Origin of the sequence: Bombilactobacillus apium (genome assembly GCF_013385145.1) — a bacterium.
Lineage (GTDB): Bacteria > Bacillota > Bacilli > Lactobacillales > Lactobacillaceae > Bombilactobacillus > Bombilactobacillus apium.
Genome location: NZ_JABZEC010000004.1, coordinates 116,419 through 141,802, shown reverse-complemented (window position 1 = coordinate 141,802; position 25,384 = coordinate 116,419). Strand labels below are relative to the sequence as shown.

The 25,384-nt window shown below is 41.3% G+C and carries 24 protein-coding genes; 12 read left to right on the top strand and 12 right to left on the bottom strand.

Annotated elements, in window-relative coordinates; translation table 11 throughout:
* Positions 1 to 109: 109 nt before the first annotated feature.
* The 8 genes from HU830_RS05475 to rpmH all read right to left on the bottom strand — a co-directional run bounded on the left by HU830_RS05475 (position 110) and on the right by rpmH (position 8,132).
* Positions 110 to 1,135 carry an NAD(P)H-dependent glycerol-3-phosphate dehydrogenase gene (locus HU830_RS05475; protein WP_176942772.1) on the bottom strand — a complete coding sequence of 342 codons (1,026 nt, stop codon included), beginning with the start codon at positions 1,133 to 1,135 and terminating at the stop codon, positions 110 to 112.
* Positions 1,136 to 1,183: 48 nt separating this feature from the next.
* Positions 1,184 to 3,091: a tRNA uridine-5-carboxymethylaminomethyl(34) synthesis enzyme MnmG gene (mnmG, locus tag HU830_RS05470; RefSeq protein ID WP_176942771.1), complete on the bottom strand. Its 1,908-nt coding sequence runs from the start codon at positions 3,089 to 3,091 to the stop codon at positions 1,184 to 1,186.
* 20 nt (positions 3,092 to 3,111) lie between these two features.
* Positions 3,112 to 4,497, bottom strand: a complete 1,386-nt coding sequence (gene mnmE, locus HU830_RS05465; RefSeq protein WP_176942770.1) for a tRNA uridine-5-carboxymethylaminomethyl(34) synthesis GTPase MnmE — start codon at positions 4,495 to 4,497, stop codon at positions 3,112 to 3,114.
* A gap of 142 nt (positions 4,498 to 4,639) precedes the next feature.
* Complete coding sequence (gene pgtP / locus HU830_RS05460; RefSeq protein WP_176942769.1) at positions 4,640 to 5,989, bottom strand: phosphoglycerate transporter protein PgtP; 1,350 nt, start codon at positions 5,987 to 5,989, stop codon at positions 4,640 to 4,642.
* Positions 5,990 to 6,019: 30 nt separating this feature from the next.
* On the bottom strand, positions 6,020 to 6,712 hold the full coding sequence (gene jag / locus HU830_RS05455) for an RNA-binding cell elongation regulator Jag/EloR (RefSeq protein WP_176942768.1): 693 nt from the start codon (positions 6,710 to 6,712) through the stop codon (positions 6,020 to 6,022).
* Between the two features lie 27 nt (positions 6,713 to 6,739).
* On the bottom strand, positions 6,740 to 7,576 hold the full coding sequence (locus HU830_RS05450) for a membrane protein insertase YidC (protein WP_176942767.1): 837 nt from the start codon (positions 7,574 to 7,576) through the stop codon (positions 6,740 to 6,742).
* The gene (gene rnpA, locus HU830_RS05445; protein ID WP_176942766.1) at positions 7,577 to 7,927 is read right to left on the bottom strand and encodes a ribonuclease P protein component; all 351 of its coding nucleotides are present in this window, start codon (positions 7,925 to 7,927) and stop codon (positions 7,577 to 7,579) included.
* 64 nt (positions 7,928 to 7,991) lie between these two features.
* Positions 7,992 to 8,132, bottom strand: coding sequence for a 50S ribosomal protein L34 (gene rpmH / locus HU830_RS05440; RefSeq protein WP_046317949.1), 141 nt, complete (start codon positions 8,130 to 8,132; stop codon positions 7,992 to 7,994).
* A 493-nt stretch (positions 8,133 to 8,625) separates the two neighbouring features.
* On the opposite strand from rpmH, the gene dnaA reads away from it, so the two are divergent.
* From dnaA to HU830_RS05380, 12 genes are all read left to right on the top strand, one after another.
* Positions 8,626 to 9,969 (top strand): chromosomal replication initiator protein DnaA, encoded by a 1,344-nt coding sequence (gene dnaA / locus HU830_RS05435; protein ID WP_176942861.1) that lies wholly within the window; start codon positions 8,626 to 8,628, stop codon positions 9,967 to 9,969.
* 177 nt (positions 9,970 to 10,146) lie between these two features.
* Positions 10,147 to 11,286: a DNA polymerase III subunit beta gene (gene dnaN, locus HU830_RS05430; RefSeq protein WP_176942765.1), complete on the top strand. Its 1,140-nt coding sequence runs from the start codon at positions 10,147 to 10,149 to the stop codon at positions 11,284 to 11,286.
* A 172-nt stretch (positions 11,287 to 11,458) separates the two neighbouring features.
* Entirely contained in the window at positions 11,459 to 11,671 is a 213-nt protein-coding gene (gene yaaA, locus HU830_RS05425) for a S4 domain-containing protein YaaA (RefSeq protein WP_176942764.1), read from the top strand.
* Positions 11,672 to 11,673: 2 nt separating this feature from the next.
* On the top strand, positions 11,674 to 12,780 hold the full coding sequence (gene recF / locus HU830_RS05420) for a DNA replication/repair protein RecF (protein ID WP_176942763.1): 1,107 nt from the start codon (positions 11,674 to 11,676) through the stop codon (positions 12,778 to 12,780).
* A 47-nt stretch (positions 12,781 to 12,827) separates the two neighbouring features.
* Positions 12,828 to 14,744, top strand: a complete 1,917-nt coding sequence (gene gyrB / locus HU830_RS05415) for a DNA topoisomerase (ATP-hydrolyzing) subunit B (RefSeq protein ID WP_176942860.1) — start codon at positions 12,828 to 12,830, stop codon at positions 14,742 to 14,744.
* Between the two features lie 20 nt (positions 14,745 to 14,764).
* Entirely contained in the window at positions 14,765 to 17,263 is a 2,499-nt protein-coding gene (gene gyrA / locus HU830_RS05410) for a DNA gyrase subunit A (RefSeq protein ID WP_176942762.1), read from the top strand.
* 84 nt (positions 17,264 to 17,347) lie between these two features.
* Positions 17,348 to 17,677, top strand: a complete 330-nt coding sequence (locus HU830_RS05405; RefSeq protein ID WP_176942761.1) for a hypothetical protein — start codon at positions 17,348 to 17,350, stop codon at positions 17,675 to 17,677.
* Between the two features lie 919 nt (positions 17,678 to 18,596).
* A complete protein-coding gene (locus HU830_RS05400) occupies positions 18,597 to 19,868 on the top strand; it encodes a hypothetical protein (protein WP_176942760.1) in 1,272 nt (423 codons plus the stop codon).
* A complete protein-coding gene (locus HU830_RS05395; protein ID WP_176942759.1) occupies positions 19,869 to 20,369 on the top strand; it encodes a stage II sporulation protein M in 501 nt (166 codons plus the stop codon).
* Positions 20,359 to 21,036: an ATP-binding cassette domain-containing protein gene (locus HU830_RS05390; protein ID WP_176942758.1), complete on the top strand. Its 678-nt coding sequence runs from the start codon at positions 20,359 to 20,361 to the stop codon at positions 21,034 to 21,036. The genes HU830_RS05395 and HU830_RS05390 overlap by 11 nt, the downstream gene beginning before the upstream one ends.
* 653 nt (positions 21,037 to 21,689) lie before the next feature.
* Positions 21,690 to 21,785, top strand: coding sequence for a type I toxin-antitoxin system Fst family toxin (locus tag HU830_RS09200; RefSeq protein ID WP_176942859.1), 96 nt, complete (start codon positions 21,690 to 21,692; stop codon positions 21,783 to 21,785).
* 297 nt (positions 21,786 to 22,082) lie between these two features.
* The gene (locus HU830_RS05380; protein ID WP_176942757.1) at positions 22,083 to 22,196 is read left to right on the top strand and encodes a type I toxin-antitoxin system Fst family toxin; all 114 of its coding nucleotides are present in this window, start codon (positions 22,083 to 22,085) and stop codon (positions 22,194 to 22,196) included.
* 169 nt (positions 22,197 to 22,365) lie between these two features.
* Here HU830_RS05380 and HU830_RS05375 read toward each other — a convergent pair whose 3' ends face one another.
* From HU830_RS05375 to HU830_RS05360, 4 genes are read right to left on the bottom strand one after another with little or no spacing between them, the layout of a single operon-like run.
* Positions 22,366 to 22,854, bottom strand: coding sequence for a hypothetical protein (locus HU830_RS05375; protein ID WP_176942756.1), 489 nt, complete (start codon positions 22,852 to 22,854; stop codon positions 22,366 to 22,368).
* The gene (locus tag HU830_RS05370; RefSeq protein ID WP_176942755.1) at positions 22,847 to 23,446 is read right to left on the bottom strand and encodes an ATP-binding cassette domain-containing protein; all 600 of its coding nucleotides are present in this window, start codon (positions 23,444 to 23,446) and stop codon (positions 22,847 to 22,849) included. Before HU830_RS05370 ends, HU830_RS05375 begins: the two co-directional genes overlap by 8 nt.
* Before the next feature lie 11 nt (positions 23,447 to 23,457).
* On the bottom strand, positions 23,458 to 24,039 hold the full coding sequence (locus HU830_RS05365) for a hypothetical protein (RefSeq protein ID WP_176942754.1): 582 nt from the start codon (positions 24,037 to 24,039) through the stop codon (positions 23,458 to 23,460).
* Between the two features lie 2 nt (positions 24,040 to 24,041).
* On the bottom strand, positions 24,042 to 24,857 hold the full coding sequence (locus tag HU830_RS05360) for a hypothetical protein (protein ID WP_176942753.1): 816 nt from the start codon (positions 24,855 to 24,857) through the stop codon (positions 24,042 to 24,044).
* Positions 24,858 to 25,384 lie beyond the last annotated feature (527 nt).

Sequence of the window (25,384 nt, the reverse complement as noted above, 5' to 3'; positions counted from 1 at the left end):
AGTCAGCTTGTTCCAAAATTCAAAAAAACGACCTCCACCTGTCTTGACCCCCAAAAGTTAAACTTTTGAGAGTCCTGCAAGTAAAAGCTCGTTTTTTAATTTCTAACTTTTAGTCCCAAGATAATTCTGCTTTGCCTTCTCGACGCATTAAAGCCGCAATCTCGCTTTTAATCTCCGCTTGTTCATATAAAACGTGATAAATAGCGGCGGTAATTGGCATTTCAATCTTTTCTTGCTGAGCCAATTCATAGGCCGATTGACAGGTTTTGACGCCTTCAATCACCATGCCCATATTTTGAACCACGGCTTCTAAAGACTGGCCCTGACCTAACTGCTGGCCCGCCCGCCAGTTTCTGGAATGGACACTGGTACAAGTGACAATTAAATCACCGACTCCGGAGAGACCAATGAAAGTCTCTGGCTTAGCCCCGAGAGCCATCCCTAAACGACTAATCTCCGCCAATCCCCGGGTCATCAAGGCGGCTTTGGCGTTATCACCATAGCCTAGCCCAGCTAAAGCCCCGGCTCCTAAAGCAATCACATTTTTAAAGGCGGCTCCTAATTCAACCCCAATAACATCGGTGTTGGTGTAAACTCGAAAATAATCATTCATAAATAATTTTTGGACTTGGCGCGCACAAGCTAGGTCCGCACTTGCCGCCGTAATTAAAGTTAAATCTTGCCGCGCCACTTCTTCAGCATGGCTCGGACCAGACAAAACAACGATTCCTTGACGTTTTTCTGGGGCAATCATTGCTGCTAAAATTTCTGAAATCCGACAGTGTGTTTCTTGCTCCAATCCTTTACTGGCATGGACAATAATTGGCGCCGCTTCTCCCGTCCCCAACAGTGGCGAAACTTGTTGGGCTACTGAACGAACTACCGGCGTGGGTACCGTGAATAAGACCACTTGTGCCCCGGCCAAGGCTTGACTTAAATCACTGGTTGCTGTTAATTCTTCTGGGTAATGATAATTTTGGACATAGCGCTGATTAGTATGCTGCTCATTAATCTCGGCAGCCTGTTCCGGACGCCGCGTCCATAACTGAACTTGGCCCCCGTTTTGGACTAAGATGCTCGCCAAAATACTTCCCCAAGAACCAGCTCCCAAAACCGCAATTTTTGTCGTTGTCATTTTTTTATCCTAACTTCCACTTTTTGCCTTTATTATAACACAGGCTTTTTAGGACTCCGGCTGGGTTTTAGCAATCTGTCCGCGCCGAATATAAACCATCAAGATGCTAATATCAGCGGGATTGACGCCCGAAATCCGACTTGCTTGGGCAATCGTCGTTGGATTGATTTTTTCCAACTTTTGCCGCGCCTCTGTCGCTAAACCGGGCACAGCCGCATAATCCAAATGTTCGGGAATTTTCTTAGCTTCTAATTTTTGTAAATGGGCAATTTGGGCGGCTTGTTTTTTAATATAGCCGGCATACTTAACGGAAATTTCAATTTGTTCGATCACTAATGAATCTAGTTCGGGAGCGGCTTCGGGAACAAAACGTTCCAAATCACTATAGTGAACTTGCGGTCGCTTCAAGAAATCGGCTGCTAAAACGCCATCTTGTAGAGGTGGCATTCCATTCTCGGCTAGGAAATTATTAACTAGTGGACTGGGTTTAACTCGCGCCGTCTTTAAACGTTCCATTTCCCGGGAAATTTCCCCGGCCTTGGTTTGAAAATCCAGATAACGTTGGTGGTCAATCAAGCCTAAGGCATGGCCTTTACTGGTTAAACGCAAATCAGCATTGTCATGGCGTAAAATTAAGCGATATTCGGCCCGACTGGTTAACAAGCGATAAGGTTCATTAGTCCCCTTAGTGACCAAGTCATCAATCATTACTCCAATATAAGCCTCATTGCGCCCTAAAATAAAGGGCTTGCGGCCTTGGGCCTGTAAAGCCGCATTAATTCCCGCCATTAAACCTTGCCCAGCAGCTTCTTCATAACCGGAAGTTCCATTCATCTGTCCAGCAGTATAAAGATGGTCCACCACCTTGGTTTCCAAAGTTTGTTTTAACTGCCAAGGCTCCACAACATCATATTCAATCGCATAACCGGGCCGCATTAATTGCGCGTGCTCTAAACCAGCAACCGTGTGCAACATCTTTTGTTGAATTTCTTCCGGCATCGAAGTCGAAAAGTCGCCAACATAATATTCCTGGGTATGACGGCCTTCGGGTTCCATAAAAATTTGGTGGCGCGGCTTATCGGCAAAACGGACAATTTTATCTTCAATAGAAGGACAGTAACGTGGACCGACCCCCTTAATAATTCCGGAAAACATGGGCGCCCGATCTAAGTTATCCCGAATTACTTGATGCGTTTGCGCGTTGGTATAGGTCATCCAACAAGAAATTTGATCCTTCAAATAACTAGCTGGATCGGTGGTGAAGGAGAAGGAACGGGGTGTGCGATCTCCCGGTTGTTCTTCCATCACTGAAAAATCAACTGAATCCTTAGCCACTCGTGGCGGCGTCCCGGTTTTAAAACGGGTTAAGTGAAAACCATTTTCTAGTAAGTTTTCCGAAAGTTGGACTGAAGGCAAAGAGTTATTAGGGCCCGAAGAATACATTAATTCTCCGATAATAATCTTTCCCCGCGAGGAAGTCCCGGCAGCTAAAATGACGGCTTGCGCTTGATAGCGGGCGCCAGTGTTGGTCTCGATTCCGTGACAAACGCCATCTTCAACTAATAAACGTTGAGCTAATCCCTGCCGTAAAGTTAAGTTGGGCGTCGTTTCTAAGGTCTGCTTCATCACGGCATGATAGGCATTCTTATCGGCTTGAGCCCGGAGAGCGCGCACTGCCGGCCCTTTGCCGGTATTTAGCATCCGCATTTGAATATAGGTAGCATCGATATTGCGACCCATCTGGCCCCCTAAAGCATCAATTTCGCGGACCACGATTCCTTTAGCCGGCCCCCCGATTGAAGGATTACAAGGCATGAAAGCCACCATATCCAAGTTTAAAGTTAACAAGAGGGTCTTTGACCCCATTCGCGCAGCGGCTAAGGCCGCTTCACAACCGGCGTGACCGGCACCAACGACGATTACGTCATATTTTTCTTTTGCATCATACTCACGCATACTTTTCTCCTCTGATACCTTTATTTACCTAAACAAAATTGGCTGAATAGCTGGGTAATTAATTCATCCGGAGCTGTTTCCCCGGTAATCGCCCCGAGTTGCTCCCAACAATTAGTTAAATCAATCTGGACCAAATCAATCGGCATCTGGGCCGCGATTCCGGCCAAGACTGATTCCAAGGAAGCTTTCGCCTGCTTCAAAAGACCAACTTGGCGCGCATTCGTGACTACGGCTTGTTTTTGCGCCGTCGCAATTCCTTGGAAGAATAATTTTTGGATTTGTTTTTCAATCTGTTCAATCCCTTTTTGTTCCTGGGCCGAAATAAAAATCAACTCTTCTTGTTGAGCTAACTCCGGGACATCTTGGGGGGCAAAAGCGGGCGTTAAATCATTTTTATTAATAATAATAATTCGTTTTTGGTCAGCGGTTAATTGTAAGAGCCTTTGATCTTCGGCTGTTAGGGACCGACTCCCGTCCAAAACTAGTAAAACTAAATCAGCCTGTTGAACGGCTTGTAAACTCCGATCGACCCCGATTTTTTCAACTTTATTGCTGGTTTCGCGAATTCCGGCAGTATCGACCAGTTGTAAAGGAATTCCGTGCACGTTCGCGGCTTGTTCAATGACATCCCGCGTCGTTCCGGCAACATCAGTCACAATCGCTCGATCTTGGTGGGCCAAGAGATTCAACAAGCTTGACTTACCAACATTAGGCTTACCAATAATTGCCGTTCTTAAACCTTCGTTAATAATTTGACCTTCTTGGGCCGTAGCTAGTAAATGATCGAGCTGCTGAATAATTTTTTGAACGGCTGCTTGAAGCTGCTTGGTGGTCACTTCCGCATTATCATATTCTGGATAATCAATATTGACCTCAACTTGGCCCAATAAATCCATCAACTCTTGCCGTAATTGTTTGATCAAGCGCTGCAAGGATCCATCCAACTGATTTAAAGCCTGTTGCATCGCTCGATCAGTTTGGGCGCGAATCACATCCATCACGGATTCGGCTTGAGTTAAATCAATCCGGCCGTTCAAAAAAGCCCGCTTGGTAAATTCACCCGGTTCTGCCAGCCGAGCTCCGTGGCTGAGGACCGTTTGTAGGACTAAATTAGTGGCAACCATTCCCCCGTGAGTATTAATTTCGACCACATCTTCGCGGGTGAAAGTTTTCGGAGCACGCATCACGGAAATCATCACTTCATCGACCACCGCTTGCGTCTGCGGGTCAATCACATGTCCGTAATTAATGGTGTGACTAGCCACCTGGGTCAAATTGACTCCCCGGGTCACTCGATTAGCAATCTCGACGGCTGACGGTCCGGACAAGCGAACAATCGCAATTGCCCCCTCACCCGCCGGCGTGGAAATAGCGGCAATCGTATCAAACTCTGTAATTTCGGGCATTAAGCCAACCTCCTTGAAAGTACAAAAAAAGCGCGATTAATCAACCACCACCCCCTAAGGGGATTCAATTGATAAAAAGCACTTTGACTACTTTTTAATAACTAATAAGCTAATATAAATTTTTTAATAACTTTTGTCAAAACTAGTTGCTAACCGTCTCTTGTCCCCGTAAATTCCAGGTTGAGGCGAAAATTCCGGCAGCTAAAAGACTAGCCGCAAAGATCGTCCAAAAACCAACGCCCCAGCCCCAATGATCGACAATCAGGCCCATAATCGCATTCGCGGCCACGGAGCCAAAGAGGTAACCAAACAAGCCCGTTAACCCAGCTGCGGTTCCCGCGGCCTTTTTCGGTACCGAATCGAGAGCTTGCAGACCAATTAACATCACTGGACCGTAAATCAAAAAGCCAATCATAATTAAATAAAAATTAATCAAAATCAAGCTGTGCGCCTGCCAGTATAACAAGACAAAGACGCTGACCACCAGCATAAAGACGACCCCAGCTGGGCCGCGCCGGCCATGGAAAATCTTGTCGGAAACCCAGCCCGCAAAGATCGTTCCCGGGATTCCCGCAATTTCATATAAGAAATAAGAATTACTGGAAGCTGCTAAGGAAATATGTTGTACTTCGGTCAAATACGCTGGAGCCCAATTTTCGACGCCATAGCGAACGAAATAAACAAAAATATTGGCACAAGCAATCAACCAAACCCATTTATTATTGAGGACATAGTGACCGAGAATTTCCTTGGTCGAAAGTTCCTCTTCGTAGAGATGGTGATCTTGGCTAGGATAATCATCTTTGTAAACTTCAATCGGGGGCAACCCCATCGACTCCGGCGTGTCCCGAATCAAAAGCCAGGCAACAACTGCCAAAACAATTCCAATTAAAGCGGGAATCAAGAATGCTCCGGTAAAAGATGGTAACTGCCAACCAGCCCAAGCTACGAAAGCAACTCCCCCAGTCGCCAGCGGCGCCATCAAGGCCCCACCGACATTATGAGCCACATTCCAAAGGGAAGTCCAGCTCCCTCGCTCACTTAAAGAAAACCAATGAGTTAAAACTCGGCCTGACGGGGGCCAGCCCATTCCTTGGCACCAACCGATTAAGAATAACAAACAAAACATCAAGCTTAAAGATTGACTGACTTGGGGGATTAAGCCGAAAACCAAATTGATGACGGCCGTTAAGACCAAACCCAGTGGCAAAAAAATCCGTGCGTTACTGCGATCTGAGACCGTCCCCATGACAAATTTACTGAATCCATAGGCGATTGAGACTGCCGCAAAGACACTGCCTAATTGAGTTTTTGTAAAACCGGCCTGCATTAATTGCGGCATCGCAATCGAGAAATTGTTCCGCAGCAAATAATAACCGGCATAACCGATAAAAATACCGACAAAGACTTGGCCACGTAAACGTCGATAGGTCGGATCAATTTGCTCGGCTGCTAAAGTTTTTGAAGCCTTGGGTGGCCGCAAAAAATTCATAAGATTTCCCCCTGACCTTTTAAAACTAGACTAACTATTTACGGGACAGCTTGATTTAACTTGCTGCGGTCGCCGCCGACTTCGGCGCGGTCGTAAAACTAAATACTTCCGCAGACCCTGTCCCTGAGTGCGGACAATCACTTGATGTTCACCAGCCAAATTTTGGTAAATAATCTTTCGTTCTAAAGCCGGCATCGGATCTAGATAAGCTGGCTTATGAGTTGCCTTAACTTGCTCCACTTTAAAGTTCGATAAAGCTAATAAAGCTTCTTGCCGATGCTTGCGGTATTGACCGGAATCCAATAAAACTGGCTGATTACGAAAATTTAAATAGTAGGCATATTCTTGGACTAAGGTTTGTAAGGCATTAATATGCTTGCCATGATGCCCAATGATCCGCGACTGTAACTCGGGATCGACTTGAATTTCAAAATAAAGATTAGTCGGCGTCACTTGAACTTGCAGTTGATAATCCAAGTTTAAGGCCGCTAAAATCTGTTCCAAATAGTGTTGCAACTCAACTACTGGTTCCGGTTCTTTCACCGCAAAATTAGCCGTCTTCCGTAATTTCAAATCTATAATCGCGGCCCGGCGACCAAAACCTAAGAATCCCCCACGACCCTCTTCAATCACATCAACTGCAACTTGCTCACGCTCCACTTGGAGTTCCTGCAATCCTGCTGCAATAGCCTTTTGAATGGTTGCCCCTTGAAACTGTGTCATAATTCTTCTAAAACTCCTTCAATAATCTTACCGTTTTTTAAAGGCCTTTTTCCGGGCTTTACGTAGGGCCTTTTGTTTTTGTTTTGCTTCGGCTTCTTTTTCTTTTTGTTCCCGCCGGAACTTAAATGGATTTTGTAAAATCAAGGTTTGGGCAACTTGAAAAGCGTTGGAAATTACCCAGTAAACACTAATCGAGGACGGGAAACTAACTGCTGGAATAAAGACGACAATTGGCATAAACCACATCATCATCTTGGTAGCTTGGGGTTGATCCGGTTGCGATAAGTTCGCAATCCAAGTACTTAAGAAAGTAAAGACCGCGGCCAAAACTGGTAAAACATAAATTGGATCCGGCTTGCCTAATTCCATCCATAAGAAACTTCCGTTCCGCAATTGGGCGGTCCGAAAAATGGCTTGGTATAAAGCCCACATCACCGGTAATTGAATCACCATCGGTAAACAGCCAGCAATCGGATTAATCCCCGCTTCGGCATATAACTTTTTGGTTTCTGCTTGTAATTTTTGTTGAGTTTCAACATCTTTAGAGTCGTATTTCTTTTGGAGTGCCTTAACTTGTGGTTGGACTGACATCTGCTTGCGCATACTCTTAATTTGCCACCAGTTTAAGGGGAACAAAATAATCCGCACAATAATTGTAAAGAGGACAATTGCCCAACCATAACTATTATTGACTAAGCTCGCCAACCATAAGATGAAACGAGAAAATTGATATAAAACCGCGTGGTTCCAAAAACCAGAGCTATTTTGGGTGATCGGTTCGTTCAGATTAGAACAACCACTGGCCACCAAAACGACTAGGAGTAGAGCTGATAAGAGTAAGAGCGAACGTTTTCTTTTTACCATTTATTTATCCTCAATCAAAATTTTACCTAACTTTAAGAGATGAATCAGGTTTTGTTTGGTTTCGTGAAAATCTAGTTGGGTCGCCAAGGGGCGCGCAATAATCAAAAAGTCACATTCAGGCTGAATTTCCGACCGTAATTCTAAGATGGATTGACGAAGATATCGTTTTACTTGATTACGCAAAACCGCCGTATGGGCAATTTTCTTTCCGACCGACAAGCCCACCCGAAAGTGCTTTTGTTGGGGTTTGGGCATTTGATACAAGACAAAGGCTCGATTAGCGACCGAATGATGATAATCAAAGACGGCCTGAAATTCTGCTTCCTTCTTAACCCGATAACTTTTCTTCATAAATAAGCCTCAATTACTTAGAGTTCCCACCACAATAAAAAAACCACTGAACTATTCAGTGGTCTTAGGCAGATAAAACTTTTCTACCTTTCTTGCGACGACGTGCTAAAACCTTTCGACCGTTACTGGTACTCATTCGCTTCATAAATCCATGGACACGTTCACGATGACGCTTCTTGGGTTGATAAGTTCTCTTTGTAGACATGTAATTACACCTCCATGACTTCATCTTATCAAAGAATACTATTTATTATTAAATGACAATCACCTGTCTAGTTTAGCATATCTACTATTGAAAGCAACTAAAATTTTCCCTCTTTGACCAAACTTTTTAGTTATCCCCTTGTGCACAAAGTTGGGGATAACCAAATTCGTTTTCATAGCTCTTTTTTTATCCACAAGGAAATCCCCGCGAAATTAACTTTTTAACAAGTTGTTAACAGCTTATGCACAGTTGAGGAAAACTCTTTCACTTTTCTTATTTCTCAACGCTTTTTCACGATCTTTTATCTTGTGGAAAAGTCTAAAAGTAGGTTTTCTCTTCTATTTTTCCACCGACTCTAAAGAAAGTTATCCCGTGAAGCGGGAAAATGTTGATAATTACTTCATTTATCTGTGGAAAACTTTTTCTAAACATGCTAAAATATTCCAGTTAATATCGACAGGAAAATTTTAGCGGAGGAAAATTTGTGGAGGAAATTACCAACAGTGAGCTGGATTCATTTTGGAAGTTTTTACAACAGAAGTTCCAACAAGAATTTGCAGCCGTCAGCTACCAAACTTGGATCGAAAGTGCCCATCCGTTGAAGTTAGAAGACCAAAAAATCTACATTACCGTTCCTTCCTCTTTACATAAAGAATACTGGGAACGCAACATCAGCACCAAGGTGGTCGAGGCGGCTTACGAATACGGCAATCAAGAAATTGTCCCCGTTATTTTATTGACTAGTGATCTGCAAAAACAACGCCTGCAAAAATCTCCCCACCCGACTGCGGCAGCGACCCCTTCTCCTTTAGCCGAGGCCCATTTAAATAGTAAATATACTTTTAACTCCTTTGTCACCGGCTCAGGTAATCAAATGGCCCATGCCGCGGCTTTGGTTGTTTCTGAAGAACCCGGAGAAACCTACAATCCGCTTTTCATTTACGGCGGCGTCGGTTTAGGTAAAACTCACTTAATGCAAGCCATCGGTCATCGCCTCCTCGAACGCAATATCAATGCCAATGTCAAATACATCTCTAGCGAATCTTTCGCTAACGACTTCATCAATTCCATTCAAAATCGCACTCAAGAAGAATTTCGTAATGAATATCGCACCGTTGATTTACTTTTAGTTGATGATATTCAATTCTTTGCGGATAAAGAAGGAACGCAGGAAGAATTTTTCCATACTTTCAATACTCTCTATAATAATAAGAAACAAATTGTCTTAACTTGCGACCGCCTGCCTAACGAAATTCCCAAACTCCAAGAACGGCTAGTTTCCCGCTTCAAATGGGGCCTATCCGTAGATATTACGGCACCTGATCTGGAAACCCGGACCGCTATTTTACGCAAAAAAGCCATCGCTGAGAAATTAGAAATTCCTAACGATGCCTTATCTTATATTGCTAGTCAAATTGATAGTAATGTCCGGGAACTCGAGGGGGCCTTGGTGCGAGTGCAAGCTTATTCCACCATGAAAAATGCTGATATCTCCGTTAGTTTAGCAGCCGAAGCCCTGAAAGATCTCAAAGAATCGCAACATCAAGCGGGGTTAAGTATTAGCCAAATTCAAATGCACGTTGCTAAATACTACAAAGTCACCGTTGAAGATCTCAAGGGGAAACGACGCAACAAGGGGATTGTGGTTCCGCGGCAAATTGCTATGTATCTAGCCCGCGAATTAACCGACAGTTCCCTGCCGAAAATTGGGCAAGAATTTGGCGGCAAAGATCACACAACTGTTTTACATTCTTGCGAAAAAATCACCAAACTCTTAGAATCGGATCTAACGATTCAACATGACTTGACGAATTTGCGGGCCGGACTTAAATCCTAAAGTTTTCCCTTGTGGATAAAAAAGGAAAAGTTTCCGAGTTATCCCCCATTTTTTCAACAAGTTATCCACAGCATAATTGCTATTCTTAAAAGTAATTTCCCCCGGAATCCACAATTTAAACAGGGCCTACTACTATTACTACTATTTTTTCTTATTAATTAATTAGGAGTTGACACTATGAAATTCTCAATGAACCGTAACCAATTCAGTCACCAAATCAGTAATGTCCAACGGGTCGTTTCAACTAAATCCACCATTCCAATTTTGACCGGGATCAAATTAGATCTAAGAGAAGAGGGTCTCACCGTTACGGGCAGTAATGTTGATATTTCCGTCCAAACTTTTATTGATCAACAAGATGCGGATAATGAATTGCAAATTGAATCCGCCGGAGCCATTGTCTTACCCGCTCGTTTCTTCAATGAAATTATCAAAAAATTACCAGATAGTGATTTCACCTTGGAAGTTTTAGATAACCGCCAAGCGATTATTTCTTCTGGGATCTCCGAATTCAAAATTAACGGACTTGACGCCAACAACTATCCTCATTTACCAGAAGTTGACGGCAGCAATCAACTCCAAATTTCTAGCGCTATTTTGCAACAATTAGTTACAGAAACCGTCTTCTCGGCTTCTACTCAGGAAAATCGCCCCATCCTTACTGGACTCCATCTCAAGATTAGTGCGGATCAATTATTAGCCGTCGCCACCGATAGTCACCGGCTAGCTCAACGCCAAGTTGCGGTTAAAAACGCTAGCCAAAATGACTACGATCTTGTGATTCCGGCTAAGAGCTTGGCCGAATTAGTTCGTTGTTTCAATGATACGGATACCGAATTGACGATTGCGATTTCGGAAAACCAAGTGCTCTTCAAATTCGCGCAAACTCTCTTTTATTCACGACTCTTGGAGGGAAACTATCCAGCCACCGATCGTTTAATTCCTGATCACTCCACAACCCAATTAACTTTTGATGCTAAGGCTTTGCTGGCCTCCGTGGAACGGGCTTCCTTACTTTCGCATGCTAGCCGCAACAATGTGGTCAAAATGACCATCAAGGCTGAACCAGCGCAAGTTACTTTATATGGTAATTCTCCCGAAATTGGAACCGTGGAAGAAAATGTCCAAACTCAGGCTGTGACTGGCGAAGATCTGGAAATTTCCTTCAATCCGGACTATTTGAAAGATGCTCTGCGGGCTTTTGGAGAGACCAAAATTCAAATGGAATTCACTTCAGCTTTACATCCTTTCACTTTGAAGCCCGAGCCAGCTACGGAAGATTTCATTCAATTAATTACCCCCGTTCGCACCTTCTAAAAGGAATCCTCAAACCGCAGGGTTCTTTTTTTTTCGCATTTTGGAGCTTGCTTGATACTTTTGTCTCAAGCCTATAAAAATGGCTCAGCGGTCGTAAAATTGCTTATTGGCCCTAAAAAAAGTATAATTAAACTATGATTTGAACCTTTTCAGAGAGTATGGAGAAGAACTTATGGAGCAAACAATACAAGTTCACGGGGAATATTTAACTTTGACTCAAGTTCTTAAAGAAGTCGGAGCTATCGGAACCGGTGGTCAAGCTAAATGGTACTTACAAGATCAGACCGTCCAAGTTAATGGGGCGCGTGAAACCCGCCGCGGGAAGAAATTGCGGGTAGGCGATCAAGTTTTGTTAGCTGATGGCACACTTGTTAGCCTTGTCTAACAATGGAATTACAGCGACTTAAATTACAAAATTTTCGCAACTACGACCAGCTAGAACTGGAGTTTGCTCCGCGGACAAATATTTTCATCGGTGCTAATGCTCAAGGCAAAACCAACCTTTTAGAGGCAATTTATGTCTTAGCTTTAGTGCGCTCGCACCGCACCAATAATAATCAAGAACTTATTCGCTGGGAGCAAGATTTTGCCCGTCTCCAAGCCCAAATTAAGCGGGCCCAAGGGCGTTTAACTCTAGAATTAGTTTTAAGTGCGGCGGGACCTCACGCGGTGATCAACCACCTAGAACAACCCCGGCTATCACAATATGTCGGGCAGTTAAATGTTGTCTTATTCGCTCCCGAAGATTTGAATTTGGTCAAAGGTTCGCCCAATCTGCGGCGGCGGTTTATTGATATGGAACTCGGTCAAATTGACCCCGTCTATTTACAAAATAGTGCCAAATATCGCCAAGTCCTCAAGCAGCGCAACAGTTATCTCAAGAAATTACGCCAGCATCAAAGTCAAGATCGTTTATATTTGGAAGTTTTGACGGACCAATTGGCCGGTTACGGAGCAGAAGTAATTCGGGCGCGGCAAAAATTTTTGGGGCAACTGGAAAGCTTAATCCAGCCGATTCACCAACAAATCACGGCGCAAAGCGAACATTTAAGTTTGAATTATCAATGTGGTCTAGAAGAGACAACCACCTCCATTGAGCAGTTATACCAACAATTGCTGACTAAATTGCAAGCCCAACAAGAGCATGATTTGCGTTTAGGAACGACAACTGTTGGGCCTCATCGAGATGATTTTTTATTTCAAGTTAATGCCAATAATTTACAAAAATTTGGTTCTCAAGGGCAGCAGCGCACCGCCGTTTTGAGTTTGAAATTGGCCGAAATTGATCTTTTTCAACAAGTGGTAGGGGATTACCCGTTACTTTTATTGGATGATGTCTTGTCGGAATTAGATCAAGAGCGGCAAACCCAGCTACTGAAAACAATCGAAGATCGAATTCAAACCTTTATTACGACGACGAGTTTGGATAATGTTAACTTGCAAGCAATTGAACAACCACGAATTTTTAAAATCAAAGCGGGAGGCATAGTATGAGTGCAGAAGATATGAATTTAGAGGACCAGAAGGCTGCTGGCGAAAGCATGGCGCAAAAAGCCCAAGAATATGATGCTAGTCAAATCCAAGTTCTTTCCGGACTAGAGGCTGTTCGTAAGCGTCCCGGGATGTATATTGGTTCCACTAGTGGCCAAGGACTGCACCACTTAGTCTGGGAAATTATTGATAATGGGATTGACGAAGCCTTAGCCGGTTTTGCCGACGAAATCAATGTCGAGGTTTTAGCTGATAATAGTGTCGTAGTTACCGACAACGGACGGGGAATCCCGGTCGATGTCCAGGCTAAAACAGGAAGATCTGCTTTGGAAACCGTCTTTACCGTCTTACACGCCGGCGGAAAATTTGGCGGTGGCGGATATAAGGTTTCTGGTGGTTTGCATGGGGTTGGGGCCTCCGTTGTCAACGCCTTGAGTACAAGTTTGGAAGTTGAAGTCGCTCGGGGCGGCCACCGTTACTATATGGACTTTACGCGTGGCAAGGTCAACCATCCCATGCACGAAATTGCCCCGGTGGCTGGTCATCCCCATGGAACTAAAGTTCACTTTAAAGCTGATCCCGATATTTTCACCGAAACCACGGTTTACGATGATCATACTTTGGAAACGCGAATTCGCGAGTTAGCTTTCTTAAATAAAGGCTTAAAACTAACCTTTACCGATCAACGCAAGGAAACTGCTGAAAAGCTAGAATTCCATTACGTTGGGGGGATTAAGAGTTACGTTGAATATCTGAATGAAAATAAAACTGTTATTTTCCCAGAACCAATTTACGTCGAAGGTAAGCAAGATGGAATTACTGTCGAAGTTGCGCTTCAATACACCGATGACTATCATTCCAATCTCTTGACCTTTGCCAATAATATCCATACTTATGAAGGTGGAACCCACGAATCCGGTTTTAAGTCGGCTTTGACACGGGTAATTAATGATTACGGCCACCGCAATAAGATTTTAAAAGAAGACGAAAAACTTTCCGGTGATGATGTCCGGGAAGGGATGACCGCGGTTGTCAGCATCAAGCACCCGGATCCTCAATTTGAAGGTCAAACTAAGACCAAACTGGGTAATTCCGATGCCCGCAGCGTGACCGATCGTTCCTTTAGTGACCACTTCAATCAATTCTTGTTGGAACACCCGAGTGAAGCTCGCAAGATTGTGGAAAAAGGGATGTTAGCTTCTAGAGCCCGAGTAGCGGCCAAAAGAGCCCGGGAAGTTACCCGGAAGAAATCCGGTCTAGAAATTAGTAATTTACCGGGAAAATTAGCCGATAATACCAGCAAGGATCCAGAAATTTCCGAATTATTTATCGTCGAGGGAGACTCCGCCGGTGGCTCTGCTAAGGAAGGTCGCGCCCGTTTGACCCAAGCCATCTTGCCGATTCGGGGCAAAATTTTGAACGTCGAAAAAGCTTCAATGGATCGCATCTTAGCCAATGACGAAATTCGAACGCTCTTTACCGCGATGGGAACTGGCTTTGGTTCCGACTTTGATGTGACCAAAGCGCGTTATCATAAACTAATCATCATGACCGATGCCGATGTCGATGGCGCCCATATTCGGACCTTATTGTTGACCTTAATTTATCGTTATATGCGGCCAATCTTAGAAGCCGGCTATGTTTATATTGCGAAGCCACCGCTATATCAAGTTCGCCAAGGAAAATTATCCCGCTATATTGATTCTGACGAAGAATTGAAAGATTTCTTAGTGACCTTACAACCAAGTCCGAAGCCGGCGATTCAGCGTTACAAAGGTTTAGGAGAAATGGATGCGGAACAATTGTGGGATACGACCATGAATCCGGAAAACCGGCGTTTAGATCAAGTTAGCGGTGAAGAAGCGGCTGATGCTGAGCGAATCTTTTCGATGTTGATGGGCGATAAGGTTGAACCGCGGCGACAATTTATTGAAGAAAATGCACAATATGCAGAATTAGACTTTTAGGGTAGAGGAGTTGGTAGTTAATGAGTGAAACGCAGGATCATCGGATTCAGAAAGTAGATCTATCACAAACCATGCAAAGCTCGTTTCTAGATTATGCCATGAGTGTCATCGTGGCTCGGGCCTTGCCAGATGTCCGCGACGGCTTGAAGCCGGTTCACCGCCGGATTCTATATGGGATGAACGAACTAGGGGTAACTCCTGATAAACCCTATAAGAAATCCGCCCGGATTGTGGGGGATGTTATGGGGAAGTACCACCCCCACGGGGATTCTGCCATCTATGGCTCCATGGTCCGGATGGCCCAAAAGTTTAGTTACCGCAACGTCCTTGTTGATGGTCACGGAAACTTTGGATCCGTTGATGGCGACCCCGCAGCGGCGATGCGGTATACCGAAGCTAAAATGAGCAAAATTGCGACCGAAATGTTGCGGGATATCAATAAAGATACGATTGATTTCGTTGATAATTACGATGGGACGGAACGCGAACCAGTCGTTTTGCCGGCCCGCTTCCCCAACCTCTTAGTCAATGGGGCTACTGGGATTGCGGTAGGGATGACCACCAATATCCCGCCACATAATCTAAAAGAAGTGATTGACGGAATTCATCTTTTGATGAAAAATCCGGATATTACAATTCCGGAATTGATGCAAGTTATTCCTGGACCAGATTTTCCAACCGGCGGTGTCGTCATTGGCAAGTCCGGAATTAAAAAAGCCTACGAAACTGGCCGCGGAAACATTACCTTACGGGGTAAAGTGAACATCGAAAGCAATAAGGTTGGTCACGAAAAAATCGTGATTACGGAATTGCCATATATGGTCAATAAGGCTAAATTAATTGAGCATATTGCTGAACTGGCCCGGGACCATCGAATTGAAGGAATCACCAACTTGATTGATGAATCTGACCGAACCGGGATGCGGATTGCGATTGATGTGCGTCGGGATATGAGTGCCGATGTAATTTTAAATAATTTATATAAATTAACCTCCTTGCAGACTTCTTTTGGTTTCCATATGGTGGCGATTGTCAAAGGGGCTCCTCAAGTTCTATCGTTAAAAGATATTTTGCGTTATTACTTGCAGCACCAAGAAAACGTAATTCGTCGCCGGACCGAATTCGAATTGAAAAAAGCGCAAGCGCGAGCCCATATCTTAGAAGGTTTGCGGATTGCTCTTGATCATATTGATGACGTGATTAATATTATTCGTAGTTCTAAAACCGCCGAAATTGCCAAGAGTACCTTAATTACCCGCTATAATTTATCGGATAAGCAAGCTCAAGCAATTTTGGACATGCGTTTAGTTCGCTTAACCGGTTTGGAACGCGACAAGATCGAAAGTGAATACCAAGATTTGATGGCGAAAATCGCCGATTACCGGGATATTTTGGCCCGGTCAGAGCGAATCGATCAGATTATCTATGAAGAATTACTAGAAATCCAACGGAAATATGGCGACGAACGCCGGACCGAATTAATGGTCGGCGAAGTCTTGAGTATTGAAGACGAAGACCTAATTCCCGAAGAAAATATCTTAGTTGTTTTGACCCATAACGGTTATATCAAGCGTCTCCCGGCGGCCGACTTTAAAGTTCAAAACCGCGGTGGCCGGGGAATCCGGGGGATGGGGGTCAACGATGATGACTTCATCGAACGTTTAATTTACACCTCGACCCACGATACCTTGTTGTTCATTACCAATGTCGGCAAGGTTTATCGGGCTAAAGGTTATGAAATTCCCGAATATGGCCGCAGCGCCAAGGGAATTCCGATTATCAACTTGTTGGGAATTGAAGATCAAGAACGGGTTCAAGCCGTAATTCATCTCCAAAAAGAGATTGTCAATCAAACTGCTCCTCACCAGAACCTCTTCTTCGTGACGAAGTTAGGAACGGTCAAACGGACGGCGATTAGCGAATTCCAGAACATTCGCAAGAATGGTTTGCGAGCTTTGACCTTGCGCGAAGGCGACAGCTTGAGCAATGTCTTGTTGACCAATGGTGATCAAAATATCATCTTGGGAACCCATCAAGGCTACGCCGCTTCCTTCTCGGAGACTGCAGTTCGGGTCATGGGTCGGACGGCGAGCGGAGTTCGTGGGGTCAACCTTCGTTCTGGCGACTATGTTGTTGGTTCAGCAATCTTAGCTCCCGACCGGGAAGTCCTAGCAATTTCAGAGAACGGTTATGGCAAGCGCACAGCGGCCACAGAATACCCGATTAAGGGGCGGGGTATTAAAGGGGTTAAGACCTTAAACATTACTTCGAAAAATGGCCCCTTGGCCGGTTTAGCGACTGTTGAAGGGGATGAAGATGTGATGGTGATTACTGATCAAGGTGTCTTGATTCGTTTCGCAGTCCAAGATGTTTCCCAAACGGGTCGGGCAACGATGGGAGTCCGCTTAATTAAGACCAACGATGATGCCGTCGTTTCAACAATGGCGATTGTCCAAGAAACTCCAGAAGATGATCCTGAACCAGCAAAAACGGATCAGTCTGACACAAGTGAAGACTAAAAGTTAGGATTCTATAAAATCTGATCTTGGTTTCCCTTTTTGGAGCTCTATCTTACTCGGCTAGACCACAAGAGGTGATAAATTATGAATACAGTTATTTCTCGTTTTGTGGTTGGTTACCAACTCAGCGGATTTTCTAAGGAATTAAAGAAAATAATTCCGATTTCAATCGTTTCGGTATTAGTTGTTAGCCTTTTTATACATTCAGCACTATTAGCGTCTGCTCTTGGCGTTAGTGTTGGGAGAGCGGCGGCTATTGCTCAAGCAGCTTATGATGCTTGGAGAGCCGGCCAAAGTATTCGCGCAGCCGTTGGTGCGGCAGCAGGTGCTGGCCTTGTTGGCATTGCAGTTTCTTTTATTCTCGGCTGGGGCGTTAACAGAGTATTAGGTTCAGCTTGGTTGAAGGGTATGTAATTTAACTCGGCACTAGAGGAGAGATCACTGCGGTCAAAATGGCCCCTATGACCTCTTCTCTTTTTCTTTCCGAAGGAGGTACCAACATGCATAGTCGAAAGTACAATATATATTTATTACTTACCTATGTATTATTAATTATTTGGACTACGCTTCTGCAAATTCAACATGTAACGTATAGTGGTGACTATGAGTCAGCAGTAATAACTATTTCAATTTTCACTGCTGTACTTTCCTCAAGTTTGCAATTTGTATTCTACGTAATTTTCTATTCTTTCGTTGCGCATATATTTCTTAGACGAAAAGAAACAAACAGTGGAATAAGGGTAATATACAGTTTCAGCATTTTAGTATCAGTGGTATTAACTTCGTTTTTTTCAAGTAGTATTATGGTACAGCAATTGGTATCTATGGTTGTCTTCACCTTTAGTCAAATAGCTATATATATATTTTTAAAACGTTTCAATGTTTCTCGGCGTATTGTTACTCTTTGTATTTCTGTAAATGAGATTCTTGCAATTATATTATCAGTGATTACAGTAATTGTTTTATAAAAAGTTACAGTAATTGGAATCTATAGGTATATGGTATATGCCAAGTAACTTTATATAATGCTAAACTACTGTTTAAAAGATTTTTAAGTTCGTTTATGTTTTTCTACAATTGTCTTCTAGCTTGCTTATGTTCATGAATCCTCTTAACAATCATATTAATAAACGTGTAGAAAACATGAATACAGTTTGAAAATTTGACTTCGGCAAAGGAAACCGGCAATGCTGAATCAGCAGTAAACTTCTACATCAGTGAGCGAGGTTTGGTTGTCAGACTTTAGTTAAATAGGAGGGTTTTGAGGAATGATGAAACATTCGTGTTATGAGATACATTCACCTAGTTCATTAATATAAATGAGGTGATTCAAATGAATTCAAGTAAATCAGCGAGAACACTTGACTATCTGCTCCTTAGGCAACGAATCTGGTCTCTAAATGGATTTATTAGTTCAGGGCTAATTCAAAAAATTTTCGAATGGAAAAAGTATATTGTATTTGTAATTAGCGGTTTAATTACATTATTTACGTGTTACTTAGAATTAGTGTATCAATTTATTCCACAGAATTCGATTTACTCTATAGAATCTTTTAATACTATACTTTTACTAGTAGTAGTGAAAACAGGAGATTTCAAGGCCCTGAGTGATAATACAAAGCTTCATCATTTAGATTTTTTTAAAATGGGAATATTAACTATTGAAGAATTTGCCCAATATATTAAAGAATTGTCATCTGTTTATGCAATTAAGAAGCTTATATATCTGGTACCATTAGAATTATTAAATGTAGTATATGTAGCAACAGCAAAAGTTCCTATATATATAACAGTGGGAAGTGTCATCCTTTCTATCTGCGCAATTGCTATACTTCCAACGCAAATATTTTTAAACCTATTATATAGGTCGTCTCAACAACCATCCTTCAATCTGGTCAATAAACTTTTGTGTATGTTTGTATTTATATTCATATACTATAAGGTCCCAAACTTCGAGAGTATTCACCTAAATGAATTCGTTGGATATATCGAAAATTCAAGTACTTTACTAATTGTATTGTTAAGTGTTTTTTTTCTATTAGCTTCTCCAATAATTGGAAGAATAATCCATCATCAATCTAGTACACAGCATCTTGTACTGGATATCACAAAGGGACGAGGAATAGCTCGAGATTTTCTCAATCGTGAAATAAAGTATCGCCTCTTCTTACCGATATACATCGCCATTATATTAGCTAAAATTCCGATCTTCCCTACATCAAAAGTCTTGATACTTATCTCAATGTTTACTTTTCTCTACACTCAATTTAATCAGCGATATTTATTAAATATAAAATATATCGAGTTTCTTAATATGTTCCCGGCGATAAAAAACCGATCTCTTTCAAGCATTACTTTGTCATTGTTGCCACTTCAGCTACCTCAGGTAATAATTAGTGCTTGTCTTATGGTGAGTGGAAATATAGTATGGACGGTATTAATAGTTTCCGCTTTCTTGATGACAGTGCTTTTTCAATTGGCAGCATACAGTATTATACTTTCTTTTAGGATACCCACTAGTACAAAAATGCATCAAATCGAAATTTTAAGTGGTGGTATTACCGCTGTTGAATTTATTGCTGGATTATGGATTGGATTGCAATAAATGAAATTTTTTAAACGTGTATTATTAAGCGAAGCTACCTATTCATTGATTATTTTTATGGGCGTAGTCTTCTCAGCCATATCAATTTATATGTTGATTGATCAAGGACAGTTTCTTCAAAATATACGGACGATTCCACCTGGAAATGTTAATTGGATTGCAATATTTTTAAATAATCTAGTAGTTGCTAGCATCATAATTGTTTCTGGAGTTTTGCACCAAAAATTTCCATACGTAACTATTGCAATTGTCGCAATCAGGTTCGTAGTTCCACTACTCATATCTATTGCAACGTATTCTTGGGTTTCAATTGTCACTCAGCTCATGCCTTTCTGTTGGCTAGAAATTCTTGCGTACTGTTTAGCTGCTTCTATTGGAACAAAATTAAAAAAAATAAAAGATATCCAAAAGCTTATTTTAGTTGTATGTGCTTGCCTTACTTTGTTATTACTTATATGTGGTGCACTTGTTGAAACAATGGTGATTAATCATGAAAATTAAAATATCTAATTTATCATTCTCATATGATCAAACTCCCGTTTTTTCTAATCTTGACTTTAATTTTTCTGACGGGAGAATATTCGCACTGTTTGGTCCAAATGGTCGAGGAAAAACAACCTTACTACGTTTATTAAACGGTGATCTTGAGCCTGGAAGAGGAAATTTTATTAATATTCCAAAATCAAGAATGTTTATTTTAGGGTCAGATATTCCATTTAATTATCTTTCTGGATTGGAATTTATAGAATATATACTTTTCTTAAAAAAAATCGAATGCCAGCAACAGCTTATTTTTAGTGTGGCTGATGAACTAGGACTGAGTCACCACCAGTTGCAGCAATACGTTGATACGTATTCAGAAGGTATGAAATATAAGACTCTTATGGTGTGCGTATATTTGGCAAAACCAAAGTTGTTATTACTTGATGAGCCCTTTACTGCGCTTGATTTACAGACAAATATGCAACTATCAAAGTTACTAGGTTCCAGTAGTATTGGGACAATTATTTTTTCAACTCATACTGCTGAATTAGCTATTCAATATAGTGAACAAATTTTATATTTGGAAAGCAATAGAATCATTAGTGCGCGTACTTCCCAATTTGAATCTCCTCACATGTTGGAAAGATATTTAAGAGATTTAATGTTAGAAAATAAGGAGATGTGATAAATGTTTACATTTTTCTTTATGGTTGTTTATATTGGGTTATCTTTCATTTTAAGGTTCTTTATGTCTTTCTGGGTTGCAACAATTATTGCATTGATTCTTACAGTGTTAATTTTTTTATTTGGGAAGCCTTTACTGAATGCTATAAAGTTACACCGGCATTAGTATCTAATTTGTATATAACTTGCTAACCAAAATGATATATTGGGGAAGGTTTAAAATTAACAAAGCTGTTGCCATCTTCAACCTATAGTTAAAATTTTTTTACCAGTTATGTGTGATCAGTTTTAATAACATGCGTACTGGAATTTTTTCTTAAAGCTTGATGATTCATAAATTATTGGGCCTAAATTTTCTGGTATTGATGAGTTATAATGGCTCTATAAAATCTGATATCGGTTTCTCTTTTTGGAGATTAATCTCGGGTCTAAGTCAAATCGTATTGATGGCTAGAAATGAACTTTACACAAAAGTAGAGTTCATTTTTTGTTTTAATATGATCGAATAAACCACAAGTTTTACTTGTGGGGGACAAAACATCTTTAGCGGGAAAAACTTTCATTCAAGATCGGCTCTATAAAAACGGATCAGTCTGACACAAGTGAAGACTAAAAGTTAGCCAAACAAAAACCAGCTTAGTTCCGGAATTCCGGATTAAGCTGGTTTTTACTATTTCGAATATTATTTCGGGAATTGTGGTAAAACTATTTGATCATTGGTTGGATGATTGTGACAATAGGGGCAGTTGATTTACCCATAAGTTAATAATGAAAATTATTGTTTTTGTCAGGGGAAAAGAAGAGGAATGACTTGCTGATAGCAACTGAAAAAACGCTTAATCATGGGCAATAAGTCATTATTTGTTGGATAAGTATTTCGTGGATTATTAACTAAATAATAAAAGCCAAAACGCTTAATATAATCTCTTAGTTTGTATCATTTTATTGTTATTTTTATAATTTATTTAATTAAAGACCTGCTGTTATCGAGAAGATAGTTATGGTAAGTTAAATAGTGGCAACTGCCTCGAAAGGTGGTGTCTAATTATGGCTTCATTCTTGATACTTATTGTCGTCCCAATTCTCGTGAATATTATTTCAGGAGTTTTGGTGAAATTATTCGATCGTTGGTTAAGTGATCACGATAATAAGGGCAGTTGACTTAACCCATACGTCTATTAATTATAGATGATAAAAAAAGCCATACCTATCGTTAGTAGGTATGGCTTTTGTGATGTCTAAATGGATCCATTCTTGATTTTTACAAGTTCATTGTAGCATATCCAATGAATAAAAGTCTATTGTTACCAAGCCAAAATTTGCCCAAAAGTTAAAATAAATAATGCGCTAAAATTCTTGTCAGACCAAACATCAGTAAAATCAATCCGTTGGGCAAAGTTACTCGCCGATTTAAATTCAAAGCAAGCCAACAGAGCCATTCTAACAAGTAAAGGCTAAACCAAAAGACGGTTATTGTTTGTGGCCAAAGGAACAGGGAGACCCCTTTGACGATCATAAAAGAAAGTAAATATGGGAGCAAGAAACGACCATACCCCCGATAGAGGCGCCAAAGTGAAGGGCGACGTACTAATAAGGAGGTTCGGATGGCCAACAGCTCACTTTGAGGTAAGACTAAGGAGAGGTAATCGAAGAAAAAACTAAAGACAGCAATCATCGCGATTAGAAAAGGACTATTTTGATAACCTAAGACAAGACTAGCGTGATCATGAACAGAAATCTGCGGGACAATAGTGGGAACCAGATAAAATAAAAGTAGAACCAGCAAAAAGTAGCCACCAAAACCCAACTTTTTAGACATCGTTTAATTGACCATTTCTTAAAACTAGCGCCCGGTCATAAACTAAACCAGGAATTTCATCATGACTAGCGACGATCACTAATTTTTGTTCTTGCTTTAGCTTTTCTAAGAGTTGAATAAACTGCTGAATACTTTCTGGATCTAATCCGCGAGTTGGTTCATCCAATAAGATGATGTTTTGTTCCTCCATGACGGCCTGAATGATGCCTAACTTCTGCCGCATACCAACAGAATATTTAGATACTCGTTGCCGGTTCTCCAGATCTAAGCCAAATTGTTGTAGTAGCTTCTGGGTCCGTTCCAGATTAAAACGTTGATTTAGATCACCTAGAAAGCGCAGATTGGTGAGGGCTGTTTCATATTCTAAAAATTGCGGATTTTCAATTAGAGCTCCTAAAATACTTCCTTCGGCCAAGGCAATTGTCCCTTGATCTGGCTTTAAGAGACCCGTAATAATTTTGAAAAGAGTTGATTTTCCGCAACCATTAGGTCCAGCAATGTGAATCAGGCAGCCAGTTGATGCGGTTAGAGAGATATCTACCAAAACAGTTTGTTGTTGAAATGATTTGGCAATATTTTTCAGAGTGAGCATAGTTTTCTCCTTTAGGTCATATAGATATGGTGAATGGCGCGATAGACAGGATCATAAATCTGGGCATACTTAATTAACAGATAAGTCATCTCAAAGCTGTAGTGATAAATAAAATTAGCTAGAAGCGTAATTACTAGAATCAAACCCGGATTAAAGAAACGATAGCCGCCTATAAGTAGGATCGCTAAGATAAGCAAGAATAGAAAACGTAATCCTAAGATCAGGCAGCCTAAAACGATTGAACCATCTTGGAAAAGTTGATTTCCACTCAAGAGAAAAGAGCCATAATAAACTCCAAAGTAAAGGCTGACACTCAAAATTGCTAAAAGTAATAATTGTTTTTCAATTAGATCACTCTGCTGACGAACGCCAATTAAAAGAGCAGCGGACTTAAAAGTCAAAACTTGTCGTAAGATTACAATTAAAATTAAGCTTTGTGGTAAAAGAACCGGTAAATTATTTTTTATTAAAACTCGAATGATGTCGTGGTGATCACCGTTAATTGTTCCCACCCAAATACTGACCACCATCGCCAAAAGCATAACTATTCCTAATTGGCGCCAGACAAGTTTGCGAACTGCACTTGATTGCATCTTTAGCCTCCTCTTCTTTGGCGGCTAACCCAAACTCGCATTAAAAGAAAGGCGCTTCCTAGATAAATTAAAGCTGCACTAGAAAATGTCAGATACACTGGAGGGAATTTTCCACCCCAAACCCCAAAAGTAGCCTGACCTGGAGCAATTAAAGTGGGAATAAAAATAAAATACATCAGATAAGTGAGAATTGAATTAATTCTCGACAAGATCCCTGGGATAGTTAAAGCTATGATTCCCAAAACCACTCCCAGAACCAGATAAACACTATTTTTGGGAACAAAGAGGCCCACTGCAAAAACGAATATCGCATAGATGCCCCAACCTAAAGCAGATAAGAGAGTGAATATTAACCAGCTAGTCAGTAAATTATCATCAAAAGGACCTAAGCCATATCTAATTGGTTCGGGAAGGATAATATTGGAAGGTAATTGGCCAAAGATTAAACTAATCAGCCCTAATTGGTAAAGCTTGATGATTACTGTTAGGGAGAAAGTTAACGCTAAAACCTTCCCAACGCTCCGACGTAAAAATTCCCCGAAACCAATTCTAGTTTGAACGTTGTAGAAAGTATTATTATTTTTCAGATAGATACTTTCCATTGAAGCAATTGTCGTGAACAAAATTAAAGTTAAGGTTGCTGATATCAGAGAATCACCGACGCCGCCAAATTGGAAATACCAAAAATTAGTTAAGGGAGTTGTTCCATCGACCCCTGCACCCATATTCTTCTTGATTTGATAAAGAGTTAATCCCGTGATAACTAAAATATAAATGCCGATACTAACAAGTGTTAGCCATTTTTTGCGTGTAAGCATTTTTAATTTACCTTTTTTCGTAGAATAATAAAGGAGCTCAGAATAATATCTGCACTCCTATTAAAACAATATTTTTAAATTTTTAACTAGTGCCAGTCAGAGTTAAAGTGCAATTTGACAGTGCTTCCATTGGGTTCATACCACTTAGAACGAACATCAGCAAAATAATTGTAACCTGGTAAGCCTGTATTATTTCCAGCTCTTGTAGTGTAGTCAACATATAAGCCTACCCAATTTGATCTATTTGCACCATTACCATTAATCAATCGAGTATTATATCCATAGGTGCATGGTTGTACGTCACCGTTAAAGGAAGTGTACCTAGAGTAACTCGATTAGAAGCACCAAAAGTACTTCATTCCCCGTGGCCTGAAACCCATTCTTGAGAAATAGTTCAGTAGGCTGATGCAGAAGCAACTGTGACTGTTGCTTCTGTTAGTAAAAATAAAGCAGCCGCTCCCACTAAGACTTTTACCCAGACGCTTTTGAGATTAAAAAAATCCATCTTCTTTCCTCCAAAAAATTAA